Genomic DNA, 15,462 nt, shown 5'->3' on the forward strand with positions numbered 1-15,462 from the left:
TCTTTGCAAACTATAGGAATATACCTATAGTTTTTTGCTTTTACAAGAAGAATGGAACTACAAAATAAATGAAAAAAGCTATCTTTGGAGCATGCTCTGAAAGATAGCTTTTTTTCATGAAGTGTCATCTTTAAATGGTTTGAATAAATTCCATAGCGCTATACAATAGTAACAAGAATACGACTGCAATTATTTTTAATGAAAAAGTTTGAAAAGTTGTCATCATTTTATAGGATGTAACCACTTTTCAATTCGTTGTTTCTTTGATATAGTTAAGTCACAATAAAATGAAACTGTATGGATAATGGAAGTTGGTGAAATTCCAACACGGTCCCGCCACTGTAATAGGTTAAATTGCCTTGAGTCAGATCTTTTATCTATATAGCGGATTGTATAGCCATCTCGAGGTAGGGTGGGCTATATAGCTTAGTGATACATGTACCTCGCTAGGCTTTTTTTATTGTAGGAAAGGGTGATGATGTTTAAGTCAGTTTAGATAGAACCCCTTTTCTTACCTTAACATCATGGCGAATGTGTTACAAAGGTGTGACAACTATGAAGGAGCAAAGAAGCTTTTTCTTACCATGATGAATTGACATGAATTTGTTTTTGATAGTATAGTTAAAGTAACACGATGATGTGTACAAGAAGCAAAGGAGCTTTGTGGAAAGAGAAATCTTTCTACAGAGCTCTTTTTTATTTTATTAAATAAAGAGGAAGTGAGAAAATGAATGAAATTTCTTTTCGTACAACTTTATATGCAGGAACGAATTCATTAGATCGTTTAGTGGAACTGCAAGAGGAAAAAATATTTATTGTTACAGATCCGTTTATAGTGGAAAGTGGAATGATTGATCATGTAGTTCGCCGTATTAAACAACATGCAAATGAATATTGTGTATTCAGTGACATTGTCCCGGATCCACCAGTCGAAAAGGTTGTAGCTGGTGTGAAAGAGATGGCAGAATTTAAGCCTACGAGCATTATTGCTATTGGCGGTGGATCTGCTATTGATGCTGCGAAGGCGATGAAGGATTTTGCGATGAAGATTTATCATATGGATGCTATTCGCGTCATTGTAATACCAACAACAAGTGGTACAGGCTCTGAGGTTACTTCTTTTTCTGTTATTACAGATAATGAAAAAAATATTAAATATCCACTTGTTTCGGACACTTTGTTACCAGATGAAGCGATTTTGGATGCGGAACTAGTTAAAACGGTTCCTAAAACAATTACAGCTGATACGGGAATGGATGTATTAACGCATGCAATTGAAGCGTATGTTGCTACAGGAGCAAACGATTTTTCTGATGCTCTAGCTGAAAAAGCGGTGCGATTAGTGCTCCGCTATTTACCGTTAGCTTATCAACACGGTGAGGACATAGAAGCCAGAGAAAAAATGCATCATGCTTCTACGTTAGCAGGAATGGCATTTAATTTAGCTGGGTTAGGTATTAATCATAGTATCGCCCATGCGTGTGGTGGAAAGTTACATATCCCACACGGTCGTTTAAATACAATTATTTTGCCATATGTTATTGAATACAATGCTAGCTTAACGGATTATCGCCAAAGAGAATTCTCAGAAGCCGCTATGAAGTACAACGAGTTAGCTAAAGCAATCGGTCTTTCACCTACAAATGTTAGAAGTGGTGTTAAAGGATTGATGAAAGAAATTGAGCAGCTAAGAAAGAAATTAAATATGCCGTCAAGCTTAAAGGAATGCGGTATTGATTACAATCATTTTCAAAAGGAAAAGGGAGCTTTAGCAGAGGCTGCATTACAAGATGGATGTACGAATACAAACCCAATTGTACCTTGTAAAGAGGATATGGAAAGCATTATAGAGAGCATGTATTAAAACGTTCACAAATTAGAAAAATAATAACATTGAATATATGCTACAGGTGATTTATAATGACAGTATAAAGCACAAAGGCGTGCTACTTTAACTCTCAAAGGCAATGGGGCTTTTGAAAAAGATACTTATCTTTTTTAAAGGTCCCATTTTTTGTCAACTTTAATGAAATAAGGATGATTCTATGGAAATGGAGCACAAGAGTAATCGCGTTATACAGGAATATGTCCCTGGTAAACAAGTGACACTGGCCCATTTGATTGCAAATCCTAATGATGATTTATACAAAAAGCTAGGTCTTACGAAAGTGAACAAAAATGCAATAGGTATTTTGACTATTACACCAAGTGAAGCGTCGATTATTGCAGCAGACATATCAACGAAGTCTGGAGATGTGGAAATTGGCTTTGTAGACAGATTTAGTGGTTCTGTTGTCATAACAGGGGATATTTCCTCAGTTGAATACGCATTGCAAGAAGTTGTAAATGGACTAGCTTCCCAGTTGCACTTCACTACTGCTACTATCACGAAATCGTAGGCGATAAACATGAACAAAACTTTATTTATAGGTAAAACTGGTAGTGGGAAAACTACTTTATGTCAAAGATTACATGGCGAGCAAATAGAGTATCAAAAAACACAAGCAGTTGATTACTATGAGAATGCTGTGGATACACCAGGGGAGTTTTTGGAGAATCCGGTATTCTACAAGGCACTGATTGTAAGCGCACAAGATGTAGATGTTATCGTGCTCGTTCAGGATTGTACACAAGAAGAAAGCCTCTATCCTCCTTTATTTGGTTCGATGTTTACAAAGCCGATCTTAGGAATTGTAACGAAAACGGATCTTGCACAAGACTTGGATCAAATTAATCAAGCAAAGGAGCAGCTTGAGGAGGCTGGTGCAGAAAAAGTGTTTGAAATTTCTACCGTCAAAGATGAAGGGATAGAAGAATTCACTGACTTCTTAGAACGAATTTAGGCATTAAGGAGAATGTTTATGGTTAAAAGAATTGTAATAGCCGATGACGAACCTATTACAAGAATGGATATACGCGAATTATTACAAGAGTCTGGTTACGAAGTAGTAGCTGAGGCTTCCGATGGTTTTGAAGCAATTGATGCTTGTAAATTGCATAATCCTGACTTAGTGATTATGGACATTCGTATGCCAGTTCTAGATGGTTTGAAGGCTTGTAAGAAAATAACCCACGATAAACTAGCTGGAGGCATCCTTATATTAAGCGCTTTTTATGATAAGGAATTTATTGAGAAAGCGAAACAAGTAGGTGTCCTTGGCTATCAAGTAAAGCCTTTAGATGAGAAATCTTTTATTCCAACCATTGAAATGTGTATTGCAAAGGCGGAAGAAATTAAAGCACTTGAAAAAGAAATACAAAAAACATCTCAAAAATTAGAAGATCGTAAGTCAATTGATATTGCTAAAGGACTTCTAATTAAAGAGCATGACATAAGTGAAGAAGAAGCTTATAACATGCTACGAAAGATGAGTATGGATCGAAGGTGTTCGATTGGAGAGATTGCACGAACAATCATGGTTATATATGAATAATAAAAAGCGAATGATTGAGTTATGTGAAGAATATACCGATTTAACAAAGGATGACATAGGTAAATTACTACAAATGGCCCACGCAATGGATTATATAAACGAATCAATTAACTGTGATGCATTTATTGATGTACCAGTGAGAAATAGTAATGATTCGATCGTCGTCTACCATGTTCTACCTGTTACAGAGCCGTCCCTTTACAAGAATTCACCTGTCGGACAGCTAGCATTAAAGGAAAATGAACCAGGCGTAGCGGAAATTATCCAAAACGGTGGATATTTAAAGGGCCATAAAGCATTTACTCAAGAAAATCGGGTCGTGCTGCAAGATATTTTTCAGATTCAAAATGGGGACAGGATTATTGGGACCTATTTGACTGAGATTGATTTGAAGAAAGTAGTCAAAAATGCTCGTAAGGAAGCACAAGGCAAGCACTTAGTGGACACGGAATTAAATCATTTCCTAGATGATGCTGTACTTATTTTTGATGAAAACGGAAAATTAACTTTCCAAAATGCTAAAGCGGAAATACTATGTGGTTACTTTGGCATTAAGCATGACGATATACACTATGATGAGTTATTTAAAAATGATTTACCATTTGCTGAGTTAGTTGAGAATCAAGAAGATGAGTTTAAACTGGAAATTCAAAAAGGTAACCATCATTATTCTTTTAAACAAATTTTCTTTCATGATAATGAGCATTTCACTTATGCCATTATATTAAGAGATATTACGCAATTAAAGCAAAAAGAAGCAGAGCTCGTCTTCAAAACGGTTGCTATACGGGAAATACATCATCGCATCAAAAACAATCTGCAAACAGTTGCATCTATACTTCGAATGCAATCAAGACGTGCAGAAAATGATGAAGCAAAGGAAATATTAAAAGATAGTGTTAATCGAATACTGTCTATTGCTACGACACATGATGTATTAGCTAGACAACCTGGCGATGAAGTAGAGATTAATGAAGTGCTCCGTTCGATCGTGACGAATATTCAACGTAGTTATGCGGGGAATAACAATATTCAATTACATTTGAAGGTGGATGAACGCATCATTGTATCAAGTGATGTCGCGACTACAGTTTCTTTAATTGTAAATGAACTCGTTCAAAATGCGTATGATCACGCTTTTCCAGAAAAGGAACACGGAGATGTAACGGTAGAGATGACGAAAGCAAATGATTCAATCCATGTTTCTGTTCGAGATAATGGTGTTGGCTTTGATATTATGGAAGCTATGAATACGAGCTTAGGTTTAACGATAGTAAAAGGTTATGTTGAAGCTAAGCTTAAAGGAACATTACAATCACATAAACAAACGGAAGGAACGTGTATTTCCTTTCACTTTCACTGTAACGCTAATACGACGAAGTAAAAGCGGAGTCCAAGAGCAAAGAAGCTCAAGGTAAACAGAGTAAGAGAATGCTGTATAAGCATCACTTTTACTTTATACCTTGAGCTTCTTTTTTTATCCTAACTTGGTCGTATGGCAATACCTAGTGAATTTAAGCTTTTATTTTAAGGAGGTGGTGTTTTGAGGGAAACGATTTTAAGTGTAGGGATTGATATTGGTACTTCTACGACGCAGTTGATTTTTTCTAATATTACGATTGAGAATATGGCTTCGAATTTTACAGTACCACGTATTGTTATTGTTGATAAGGAAGTTATATACAGAAGTAATATTGCATTCACACCTATTATTGAGAACAACAAGATTGATCAATCATTGATTCAACGATTTGTCGAAGAAGAATATCGCAAGGCTGGTATTCGTAAAGAGGATACGCAAACAGGTGCTGTCATTATTACAGGTGAAACAGCTAGAAAAGAAAATGCAGAAGAAGTGCTAAATGCGTTAAGTGGTTTTGCTGGGGAATTTGTTGTAGCAACAGCTGGACCAGATTTGGAAAGTATTATTGCTGCTAAAGGTGCAGGTATTAGCGAGTATTCTGCTGATAATTCTGCAACAGTGGTCAACTTAGATATTGGTGGCGGTACGAGTAACTTAGCTGTCTTGCATAGAGGAGAAGTGATCGATACGGGTTGTTTGGATATTGGTGGGCGCTTAATTAAAGTGCATCGTACAAACAAAACCATTGAATATATTTCGCCAAAAATACAGCAAATGATAGAGCAAAAAGGCTGGAATATACAAGTGGGACAACAAGCGACCGAAGCGTTGTTACAGCCTGTAGTTGATGAAATGGTGCAATTACTTAAACAAAGTGTTGGAGTGCAAGAGAAATCTGCTTTTTATGAAACAATTATAACGCATAAAGGTTTAAAAGATCATAAGCAAATCACCCATATTTCCTTTACTGGAGGTGTTGCCGACGCATTTTATCATGGAGCAGCAGGCGATGTATTCATTTATGGCGATATAGGAATTATGTTAGGTCAAGCGCTTGCTAAATCAAAGTTAGCTGAGCTTTTCACTATCGTTAAGCCTAAAGAGACGATTCGAGCTACTGTAGTTGGGGCAGGATCTCACACAACTGAAATCAGTGGAAGCACCATTTTCTATACAGATACTATATTTCCAATCAAGAACATTCCGGTGCTCAAGTTAACCTCAGCAGAAGAGCAAATAGATGAGTCGATGATTGCTACAGCTATTAAAGAGAAAGTTACTTGGTTTGAGTCAGAAGGGGATAGGCAGAATATAGCAGTTTCCCTTCAAGGAAAGAAGAATGCGAAGTTTCAAGAAGTCCAAACCATCGCTGCTGGTATTGCGAAAGGAATGGAAGAATCTATTCAGGCCGGCTATCCATTAATCGTCATTGTCGAAAATGACATGGCTAAAGCGTTAGGTCAAGCATTGCAATCCTTAGTTGGTAAGCACCATAACATTGTTTGTATCGATAGCATTCAAGTGGAAAATGGAGATTATATCGATATTGGACATCCAGTAGCAGAAGGATCTGTTTTACCAGTTGTTATTAAAACGTTAGTGTTCCATTAAAGGACGGCTAACGAAAGAGAGGAGAAATACTTGTGATATTAAACACAATGTTGTTTGACAAAAAGTATGAGTTCAAAACCTTAAATGAAGTAATGGCAAAAGCAAATGAAGAGAAATCTGGAGATATGCTAGCAGGTCTTGCAGCTGAATCTGCTGAGGAGCGTGTAGCGGCGAAAGCGGTTCTTTCCAAAATAACGCTTGAAGAATTACGTAACAATCCAGCAGTTCCTTATGAAGAAGATGAGGTTACGCGTATCATTCAAGATTCTGTAAACGAGAAAATTTATCAAGAATTGAAAGATTGGACAGTGGAAGAGTTTCGTGAATGGATTTTAGATGAGAATACAACTGGGGAACAAATTAAGCGTGCTTCCCGTGGTATTACTTCTGAAATGGTAGCTGCTGTTACAAAGCTAATGTCCAATTTAGATTTAGTATATGGTGCGAAGAAAATTCGTATTTCAGCTCATTGTAATACAACGATTGGTAAAGAAGGGACATTATCTTTCCGTTTGCAACCAAACCACCCAACGGATGATCCAGATGGCATCGTTGCTTCTATTATGGAAGGTTTATCTTACGGTGCAGGTGATGCGGTAATCGGATTAAATCCAGTAGATGATTCAACAGAAAGTGTTGTACGTGTACTGAAGAAGTTCGATGAAGTGAAGAAGAAATATGAAATTCCAACTCAAATTTGTGTGCTTGCTCACGTAACAACACAAATGGAAGCTATTCGTCAAGGTGCACCAACAGATTTAGTGTTCCAATCTATTGCGGGTTCTGAGAAAGGAAACACAGCATTTGGTATTAGTGGCGATCTTATTGAAGAAGCTCGTCAACTAGCTTTACGTCAAGGTACAGCTTCTGGCCCGAACGTAATGTACTTTGAAACAGGTCAAGGAGCAGAGTTATCCTCAAACGCTCACTTAGGAGTCGACCAATTAACGATGGAAGCACGTTGTTATGGTTTTGCAAGAAAATATGAACCATATCTAGTAAACACAGTTGTAGGTTTCATTGGACCTGAGTACTTGTACGATTCTAAACAAGTTATTCGTGCAGGCCTAGAGGATCACTTTATGGGTAAACTTTCTGGAATTCCAATGGGTTGTGATGCATGTTACACCAACCACATGAAAGCGGACCAAAATGATGTAGAAAGCTTGGCAATCCTATTAGCAGAAGCAGGATGTAACTTCTTTATCGGTGTTCCACATGGTGATGATGTTATGTTGAATTACCAAAGCTTAGGCTACCATGAAGCACCAGCTTTACGTCAGCTCTTAGGATTAAAGCCAATTGAAGAGTTCGATGAATGGTTACAGAAAATGGACTTTGTTGATGCTAATGGCAAGTTGAAAGCAAAAGCTGGCGACGCATCTACATTATTAGTGTGAGGAGGATGACAGATGGTAAATGAAACAGAACTGAAATCGCTAATTGAGAATATTTTGCAAGATATGGTTGGAAAGCAAGAGCAACAACCGGAACAAGTGCAAGAAGAAGTGGTTGCTCAAGCGACAGCTGAAGCTACTACTACTGCATCAACAACATGTACGGTAGCATCAGATGCATGCCTACCTGATATTACGAAAGTGGATGTTAAGACAGAATTACTTGTAGATGAACCTTACGATCAAGAAGGGTATTTACAAATGAAGCAAAAAACTCCAGCACGTATTGGTGTGGGGAGAGCAGGAGCTCGTTTCAAAACAGCTACATCTGTACGTTTTAGAGCAGACCATGCAGCAGCTCAAGATGCCGTTTTCTCTTATGTAGATGAAGACTTTGTTAAGAAGAACGGATTTACTGCAGTGGAAACGATGTGTGCGAACAAAGATGAATATATTACTCGTCCTGACTTTGGCCGCCAATTCTCTGAAGAAATGAAACAAGAGATCAAAGCAGCATGTGGTACTCCTCAAGTACAAATTGTTATAGGAGATGGCTTAAGCTCTGCAGCAGTGGAAGCGAACATTGAAGATATCCTACCTGCTATTAAACAAGGTTTACAAATGCACAACATTAACGTAGATAACGTGCTTTTTGTGAAACATTGCCGTGTTCCTGCAATGGATGTTATTGGTGAAGTTACAAACAGTGATGTTGTTTGCTTATTAATTGGAGAACGTCCTGGATTAGTAACAGCTGAATCCATGAGTGCTTATATCGCATACAAACCAACAGTAGATATGCCAGAAGCAAGAAGAACTGTGATCTCAAACATTCATTCAGGAGGTACAACACCTGTTGAAGCAGGAGCACATATTGCTGACTTAATTAAGAAGATGCTGGATAAGAAAGCTTCCGGATTAGACTTAAAATAAGTAGTTCATCAACCGTAAGAACGGAGGAATTAGCATGAAGCATGATCCAATTCACGCGCAAGTGTTAGGAGTAAAAGTCATTTCAAATGTAAGTCCAGATATGGCAGAAAAGCTTGAATTACAGCCTCACCAGAAGAGCTTAGGTATCATCACTTCTGATATTGATGATGTGACGTACACAGCTCTAGATGAAGCAACGAAATCAGCTGATGTAGATGTCGTATATGCCAACTCTATGTATGCAGGTAGCGCCAATGCATCTACTAAGTTAGCTGGAGAAGTAATTGGTATTTTAGCAGGAACTAGCCCTGCGGAAGTAAGAAGCGGCTTAAATGCAGCAATTGATTTTATAGAACATGGTGCTCACTTTACTAGCGCCAACGATGATGATTCTATTATTTACTTTGCCCATTGCGTATCACGAACAGGCACGCACTTATCAGAAGTAGCGGGAGTAAATGAAGGAGAAGCAGTTGCCTATTTAATTGCTCCGCCACTTGAATCCATGTACGCACTAGATGCTGCGTTAAAGGCAGCAGATGTACAAGTTGCAGCATTCTTTGGTCCACCATCTGAAACAAACTTTGGTGGTGCATTGTTAACAGGCACCCAATCCGCTTGTAAAGCAGCATGTGATGCGTTTGCTGATGCTGTGAATTTCGTAGCGGATAATCCAACGAATTTCTAGGTGAATGTCCATGGATGCCTTAGGATTAATTGAAGTAAAAGGTTACTTAGCAGCAGTAGAAGCTTCAGATGCTGCACTGAAGGCTGCTAACGTACAACTGATCAACATGGAAAGAATCAGAGGTGGCTACGTAACAGTACAACTAACAGGAGATGTGGGCGCTGTAAATGCCGCAGTTGCCGCTGGTAGTGAAGCTGCCAATCAGTTTGGCGTATTGATTTCCAAACACGTTATTTCAAGAGCACATGAAGAAACACATAAGCTACTTACTGGCAATCTATTAGAGCAAGACGAGCAAGAAAAGGTAGAAGAAGTGATACAACCATTACAAGCTGCAGAGCAACATGAGCAGGTACAAGTTATAACCAACGAAGAAACAACACCTAAAGAAGAAACACCTAAAGAAGACGTAGCGCTCGTTCCAGAAATGACAGAGGAAAAATTATATTCCATGACGGTTGCAGATCTTCGCAAACTTGCACGAGAAATTCACCCAGAGCAGGCAACGCCCAACGATATTAAGTTTGGGAAGAAGGAATACTTAGTTAGCCTGTTAGCACCATTGATACAGAAAGGATGATAGTGAATGTTAGATAAAGATCTACAATCGATTCAAGAAGCAAGAACGTTAATCCAACAAGCAAAACAAGCACAGAAGAAGCTAGCTGAAATGAGCCAGCTTGAAATTGACCGCATCGTGAAAGCAATGGCGGATGCTGCTTATAGTAACCGCGAGCGTTTAGCGAAGCTAGCAGCAGAAGAGACGGGATTCGGCTTATGGAAAGATAAAATTGTAAAGAACTCATTTGCCTCTGTTGGTGTTTATGAATCTATTAAAGATATGAAAACAGTCGGTGTATTAAATGAAAATAAAACAGAGAACATCGTAGAAGTAGCTGTACCAGTTGGAGTGATTTCGGCATTAGTTCCATCAACGAACCCGACATCAACTGTTATATACAAAGCGTTAATTGCTCTTAAAGCAGGAAATGCTATTGTTTTCTCCCCGCATCCAGGCGCACTTAATTGTATTTTAGAAGCAACGAAAGTGATCCGAGAAGCGGCAGAACAAGCTGGTTGTCCACAAGGTGCAATTGCTGCTATGACAGTACCATCTTTACAAGGTACAGAGACGTTAATGAAGCATAAAGACGTTTCACTTATTCTAGCAACTGGTGGTTCCCCAATGGTGAAAGCTGCTTACTCTTCTGGTACACCAGCCATTGGCGTAGGTCCTGGTAATGGCCCAGCATTCATCGATCAGTCAGCGAGCATTCCGAAGGCAGTAAAACGCATTATCGAATCCAAAACATTCGATAACGGTACAATCTGTGCATCAGAACAATCCGTAGTCGTTGAAGAATGTAAGAAAGATGAAGTGATCAAGGAGTTTGAAAAGCAAGGAGCTTATTTCCTATCTAGTGAAGAAAGCGCCAAGCTAGAGAAATTCATTATGCGAGCAAATGGATCAATGAACCCAGCCATTGTAGGTAAAAGCGTTCAACACATTGCAGATTTAGCAGGCTTAACTGTTCCAACACAAACGAAAGTCTTGATTGCACACGAAACACAAGTTGGCATGAAAGTACCATACTCTCGTGAAAAATTAGCTCCAATCCTTGCTTTCTATGTAGAGAAAGATTGGATGAAAGCAATGGATCGTTGTATCGAAATTCTAATGAATGAAGGTGCAGGACATACTATGACGGTCCATTCGGAAAGAGAAGAAGTTATCCGTCATTTCCAACTGAATGTTCCCGTTTCTCGTTTATTAGTAAATACACCAGGAACACTAGGTGGAATTGGAGCAACAACCAATTTAGCACCAGCATTAACACTTGGCTGTGGGGCAATTGGAAAAGGCTCTACATCAGATAACGTTAGTCCATTAAACTTAATGAACATCCGTCGCGTAGCATATGGTTTCAAAGAGTTAGAGGATATTCGTCCGACAGAAACTCCAAAGGCGGAAGTACAAGAACCGCAAAAAGAATTAAACAATGATCTTATTGAGCAAATTGTTCAAGAAGTTTTAAGTAAGCTTACAACAAAATAGGGTTTAATGAAATTATTTATATAAATTACAACTATTCTAGGAGGAATTTAAAATGGCAAACAGTAACGCATTAGGTATGGTAGAAACAAAAGGTTTAGTAGGCGGAATTGAAGCAGCAGACGCAATGGTAAAAGCAGCAAACGTTACACTTATTGGTAAAGAACAAATTGGTGCAGGATTAGTAACTGTATTAGTAACAGGTGATGTTGGTGCTGTTAAAGCTGCAACAGACGCTGGAGCTGCAGCTGCTGAACGTGTAGGTGAATTAGTTGCTGTACACGTAATCCCTCGTCCACATTCTGAAGTAGGCGTGATTTTACCTAAGAGTGAATTGAAGTAATAGCAAAGAGAACAGATGCACCAAATGGGAATGGGCCTTTACTTTTAGGTCCGTCCACTGTGCATCTGTTTCTTTCTAAAAAGGAAGTGACGTTATGGCAGTGATAACGGAAAGCGAACTTAGAAAAAGACTTAAAGGTAAAAATCTAAAAGACGAGAAAGTATTCAAAGTACCTAAAGGATCCATCATAACCCCATCGGCTAAAGGTTTCCTGAATGAATATAGCATTCAATTAGAATTTGTTGATGAGACAAAGGAAGAGGAACAAGACGCCCATGTAAGAGAGTGGAAGCCACCAGTACGTAAACAGCCAAAAGCTAAGAAAAGCCCTTTGAAGTATCAGCTTCTCCATGGTGGATATATCGACGAGAAACCGGAACATATGACAGCGCTATACGGCAATGTTCTCGTATATAAAGACCATAAACGAATTCAATTCCGAGGAAAACTAGATTCACTAGAGTCGAAGATATTAGAGGCGCAAATGCAAGCATCTACATTAGGTATGGAGAAGATGGCAGAAGATTTGCAAGAAGTACTCGATTTTATTCGTAATCTAGTGCGATGTGAGGTGCTTGGTGAAGAAGTAGAACAAGTACAGCTATTGAATATGAACGATGTAGAGCTTCGTGAAATGTCCCATCATCCTAAGAAATACTTCGGATCTGGTCACTTTTTCCCTGATTATCGAATGGGAGAAGGAATTGTTATCTTAAATGGTTTAAGAAGTCTTACGAGGGAGACAGAACTTTTAGCTTACCAAGCATTTAAGTTAGAAAATGGGGAAGCGGAACGTGGAGATATTATTTTGGCACTGAATCGCTTATCGTCTTTATTTTGGATTATGATGTTTAAGTACAAGACAGGATATTACAATGCTAAGAATTAGAGGTGTCAGACGTGGATAAGCAACAATTAGATCAAATTGTACGTGAAGTAGTGAACAAAGTAATGGAAGGTTTCTATTTCGAAGTGGAAGCTTCTGGTAGGCACATTCACCTTGATAGACCTACAATTGATGCTCTTTTTGGTAAAGGCTATCAATTAACGAAAGCAAAGGATTTGTCCCAACCTGGTCAATTTGCATGTAAAGAACGCGTGACGATTGTAGGACCAAAGGGTGAACTGAAAAATGTAGTTATTCTTGGACCAGAACGTAAGAAATCACAAGTTGAAGTATCCTTAACAGATGCACGTGCCTTAGGAGTACAAGTTCCTGTTCGTGAAAGTGGCGATATTAAAGGAACACCAGGCATTACACTTGTAAGCGGAGATCAGCGCGTTGAATTAACAGAAGGTTGTATCGCAGCAAAAAGACACGTCCACATGTCTCCTAGTGATGCGAAACGCTTCCAAGTTGAAGATAAAGAAATCGTACAAGTGAAAGTAATGGGTGACAGACCGTTAATCTTCGACGATGTTGTCATTCGTGTACATCCGAATTATCGTACTTACATGCACATTGATATTGATGAGGCAAATGCTTGTGGACATAAAAAAGGTACTCTTGGACAAATCATCAAGCGAAGTATCTAGGAGTGGTATGAATGGATTTTAACGAATTGCTTGAGCAAGTATGGCAAGAATTATTGAAGCGCTTAAATACGATAGAGAATAAAGAGAAAGCAGTGGTTATAGGACCATTGCCAAATGAAAGAGACGACGATTCATTTGAATATATAACATACACAACAGATATGGATGCTTCTAGCTACGATACTTTGTACATTACGAAGTTATCGAATGCCAGGTTAAGCCGTTTAGCGTTAGGAATGGCGGATAATGAAGAAGAAGAATTTATCCTTTCTATGTTGTTACGTGGTAAGAAACTAATGATTGATTCCAAAGGCATAGAATACCGACAGTTTCAACATACTGCGCAGCACGCGTTGCTAGCTATTTATAAAGAGTATGAACAGAAATTAAAAGAGTTTGGTGCACAACTGATTAACGAACAACAAGAAAAACGGATTAATCAAGAAGAAGCACTTCCTGTTCAATCTCAAATCAAGAAGAAAGTAATTACTGAAAATGATATTCAGCGAGCGCATTTTAATAAAATCGAAGAACTAATGATTCCATCTACTAGCATTGTAACGCCGCTTGCTCAAGACTTTATTCGAGAGTGCAAAATGGTTATTACTCGCGAGAAAGGAGAATAACGATGATTGTTGGTAATGTCGTTGGGTCTGTTTGGTCCACAAGAAAGCATGAACAATTAAATGGTTTGAAATTCCTCGTTGTTTCTCCCCTCTACGCCAAAGATATGTCCTCTACTTTTGTGGCAGCTGATATTGCTGGAGCTGGTACAGGAGATACGGTTCTAGTTACAAGAGGAAGCGGTGCAAGAGCGGCATTTAACGGTGAGGTGAAGCCGGTCGATTCTGTAATCGTTGGCGTCATCGATTCCGTAGAAATTAATGAATCGTTCATTGAAGGAGGTAGCTAAATGGGTATTAATGAAATTATTATCTACTTAATGGTTCTATTCATGATTATAGGTGCCATTGATAAATGTTTAAATAACAAATTTGGTTTAGGCGATAAATTTGATGAAGGTATTATGGCAATGGGATCTCTAACATTAGCTATGGTAGGGATTATCGTTATTGCACCAGTACTAGCAAATGTATTAAGTCCTATTATTGTTCCTGTATTTAGCGTATTAGGTGCAGACCCAGCTATGTTTGCAGGTAGTTTACTTGCGATTGATATGGGTGGATTCACGCTAGCGGAAGAATTAGCAATTAATTCAGATGCAGCTATGTATTCAGGTGTTATTCTAGCATCTATGTTAGGTGCGACAGTCGTATTTACATTACCAGTTGCTTTAGGAATCATTGAAAAAGACGACCAACGCTTTTTAGCAACAGGAGTGTTAGCAGGTGTTGTAACTGTACCACTTGGTGCGATTGTAGGTGGAATTGTAGCAGGATTCTCTCTTCCAATGGTCGTTATGAACTTAATCCCTATCTTTATTCTAGTTGTATTAATTGTTCTAGGACTTTGGAAAGCACCAGAGAAAATGGTCAAAGGCTTTACCGTTTTTGGCTATGGTGTTGTAATCGTAGCTACAATTGGACTAGCAGTTGGAATCATTGAAACGTTAACCGGCATTGCCGTTATTCCGGGTACAGGCTCATTAATGGAAGGTATTGAAATCGTAGGAAGCATCGCGATCGTATTAGCAGGTGCATTCGTTATGGTAGAAGTTATTACACGAGTATTCAAGAAACCACTATTAAAGCTAGGAAAAGCCCTTGGTATGAACGAAATTGCTGCAGCAGGTATGGTAGCAACATTAGCGAACAACATCCCGATGTTTAACATGATGAAAGATATGGATGAACGCGGGAAAATTATCAACGTAGCATTTGCTGTTTCTGCATCCTTCGTCCTTGGAGACCACTTAGGATTCGTAGCCGGTGTAGCCCGCGATATGATCTTCCCTATGATTGTAGGTAAGATGGTCGGCGGTATTACAGCAATCTTTGTAGCTATGTTTATCGCTAACAAAATGTTAGGCAAAAACGAAAATAAAGCAGCCAAAAAAGCATCTTAACATTGGTGGATAGAAGGCACTTCATGAACAGCATGAAGTGCCTTTTCGATGTGCGCCCTGCATGGGCGAAAACTTGGT

17 protein-coding genes and 1 riboswitch are annotated in these 15,462 nt (G+C 38.7%); all 17 genes read left to right on the forward strand.

Features of this window, described 5'->3' with window-relative positions; genetic code table 11:
- The first annotated feature begins 279 nt into the window (after nt 1-279).
- A riboswitch (adenosylcobalamin (AdoCbl) riboswitch) is annotated at nt 280-426 on the forward strand.
- Nucleotides 427-727: 301 nt separating this feature from the next.
- Nucleotides 728-1,864: a 1-propanol dehydrogenase PduQ gene (locus N784_RS15010; RefSeq protein WP_036836222.1), complete on the forward strand. Its 1,137-nt coding sequence runs from the start codon at nt 728-730 to the stop codon at nt 1,862-1,864.
- A 181-nt stretch (nt 1,865-2,045) separates the two neighbouring features.
- Entirely contained in the window at nt 2,046-2,399 is a 354-nt protein-coding gene (eutS, locus tag N784_RS15015) for an ethanolamine utilization microcompartment protein EutS (protein ID WP_036836223.1), read from the forward strand.
- 9 nt (nt 2,400-2,408) lie between these two features.
- Nucleotides 2,409-2,843 carry a EutP/PduV family microcompartment system protein gene (locus N784_RS15020; RefSeq protein ID WP_036836230.1) on the forward strand — a complete coding sequence of 145 codons (435 nt, stop codon included), beginning with the start codon at nt 2,409-2,411 and terminating at the stop codon, nt 2,841-2,843.
- 18 nt (nt 2,844-2,861) lie between these two features.
- Nucleotides 2,862-3,434: an ANTAR domain-containing response regulator gene (locus N784_RS15025; RefSeq protein WP_036836232.1), complete on the forward strand. Its 573-nt coding sequence runs from the start codon at nt 2,862-2,864 to the stop codon at nt 3,432-3,434.
- Nucleotides 3,394-4,818, forward strand: coding sequence for a sensor histidine kinase (locus tag N784_RS15030; RefSeq protein ID WP_198134443.1), 1,425 nt, complete (start codon nt 3,394-3,396; stop codon nt 4,816-4,818). Before N784_RS15025 ends, N784_RS15030 begins: the two co-directional genes overlap by 41 nt.
- A 159-nt stretch (nt 4,819-4,977) precedes the next feature.
- The gene (gene eutA, locus N784_RS15035) at nt 4,978-6,408 is read left to right on the forward strand and encodes an ethanolamine ammonia-lyase reactivating factor EutA (RefSeq protein ID WP_036836236.1); all 1,431 of its coding nucleotides are present in this window, start codon (nt 4,978-4,980) and stop codon (nt 6,406-6,408) included.
- Nucleotides 6,409-6,440: 32 nt separating this feature from the next.
- Entirely contained in the window at nt 6,441-7,808 is a 1,368-nt protein-coding gene (locus N784_RS15040; protein WP_036836238.1) for an ethanolamine ammonia-lyase subunit EutB, read from the forward strand.
- Nucleotides 7,809-7,820: 12 nt separating this feature from the next.
- Nucleotides 7,821-8,738 carry an ethanolamine ammonia-lyase subunit EutC gene (gene eutC / locus N784_RS15045; protein WP_036836240.1) on the forward strand — a complete coding sequence of 306 codons (918 nt, stop codon included), beginning with the start codon at nt 7,821-7,823 and terminating at the stop codon, nt 8,736-8,738.
- A 34-nt stretch (nt 8,739-8,772) separates the two neighbouring features.
- Nucleotides 8,773-9,426 carry an ethanolamine utilization microcompartment protein EutL gene (gene eutL / locus N784_RS15050; RefSeq protein WP_036836242.1) on the forward strand — a complete coding sequence of 218 codons (654 nt, stop codon included), beginning with the start codon at nt 8,773-8,775 and terminating at the stop codon, nt 9,424-9,426.
- A gap of 10 nt (nt 9,427-9,436) precedes the next feature.
- Nucleotides 9,437-10,006, forward strand: a complete 570-nt coding sequence (locus tag N784_RS17145; RefSeq protein WP_052127367.1) for a BMC domain-containing protein — start codon at nt 9,437-9,439, stop codon at nt 10,004-10,006.
- A 6-nt stretch (nt 10,007-10,012) separates the two neighbouring features.
- Nucleotides 10,013-11,482, forward strand: coding sequence for an acetaldehyde dehydrogenase (acetylating) (locus N784_RS15060; protein ID WP_052127368.1), 1,470 nt, complete (start codon nt 10,013-10,015; stop codon nt 11,480-11,482).
- Nucleotides 11,483-11,534: 52 nt separating this feature from the next.
- The gene (locus N784_RS15065) at nt 11,535-11,822 is read left to right on the forward strand and encodes a BMC domain-containing protein (RefSeq protein ID WP_036836248.1); all 288 of its coding nucleotides are present in this window, start codon (nt 11,535-11,537) and stop codon (nt 11,820-11,822) included.
- A gap of 94 nt (nt 11,823-11,916) precedes the next feature.
- On the forward strand, nt 11,917-12,711 hold the full coding sequence (locus N784_RS15070) for an ethanolamine utilization cobalamin adenosyltransferase (RefSeq protein WP_036836253.1): 795 nt from the start codon (nt 11,917-11,919) through the stop codon (nt 12,709-12,711).
- A 35-nt stretch (nt 12,712-12,746) separates the two neighbouring features.
- Nucleotides 12,747-13,358 carry an ethanolamine utilization phosphate acetyltransferase EutD gene (gene eutD, locus N784_RS15075; RefSeq protein ID WP_269745343.1) on the forward strand — a complete coding sequence of 204 codons (612 nt, stop codon included), beginning with the start codon at nt 12,747-12,749 and terminating at the stop codon, nt 13,356-13,358.
- A gap of 11 nt (nt 13,359-13,369) precedes the next feature.
- Nucleotides 13,370-13,984, forward strand: a complete 615-nt coding sequence (locus tag N784_RS15080) for a hypothetical protein (protein WP_036836258.1) — start codon at nt 13,370-13,372, stop codon at nt 13,982-13,984.
- A 2-nt stretch (nt 13,985-13,986) separates the two neighbouring features.
- Nucleotides 13,987-14,271: a EutN/CcmL family microcompartment protein gene (locus N784_RS15085; RefSeq protein WP_036836260.1), complete on the forward strand. Its 285-nt coding sequence runs from the start codon at nt 13,987-13,989 to the stop codon at nt 14,269-14,271.
- Complete coding sequence (gene eutH, locus N784_RS15090; protein ID WP_036836267.1) at nt 14,272-15,384, forward strand: ethanolamine utilization protein EutH; 1,113 nt, start codon at nt 14,272-14,274, stop codon at nt 15,382-15,384.
- Nucleotides 15,385-15,462 lie beyond the last annotated feature (78 nt).

The sequence above is a fragment of the Pontibacillus litoralis JSM 072002 genome, assembly GCF_000775615.1.
Classification (GTDB): domain Bacteria; phylum Bacillota; class Bacilli; order Bacillales; family BH030062; genus Pontibacillus; species Pontibacillus litoralis.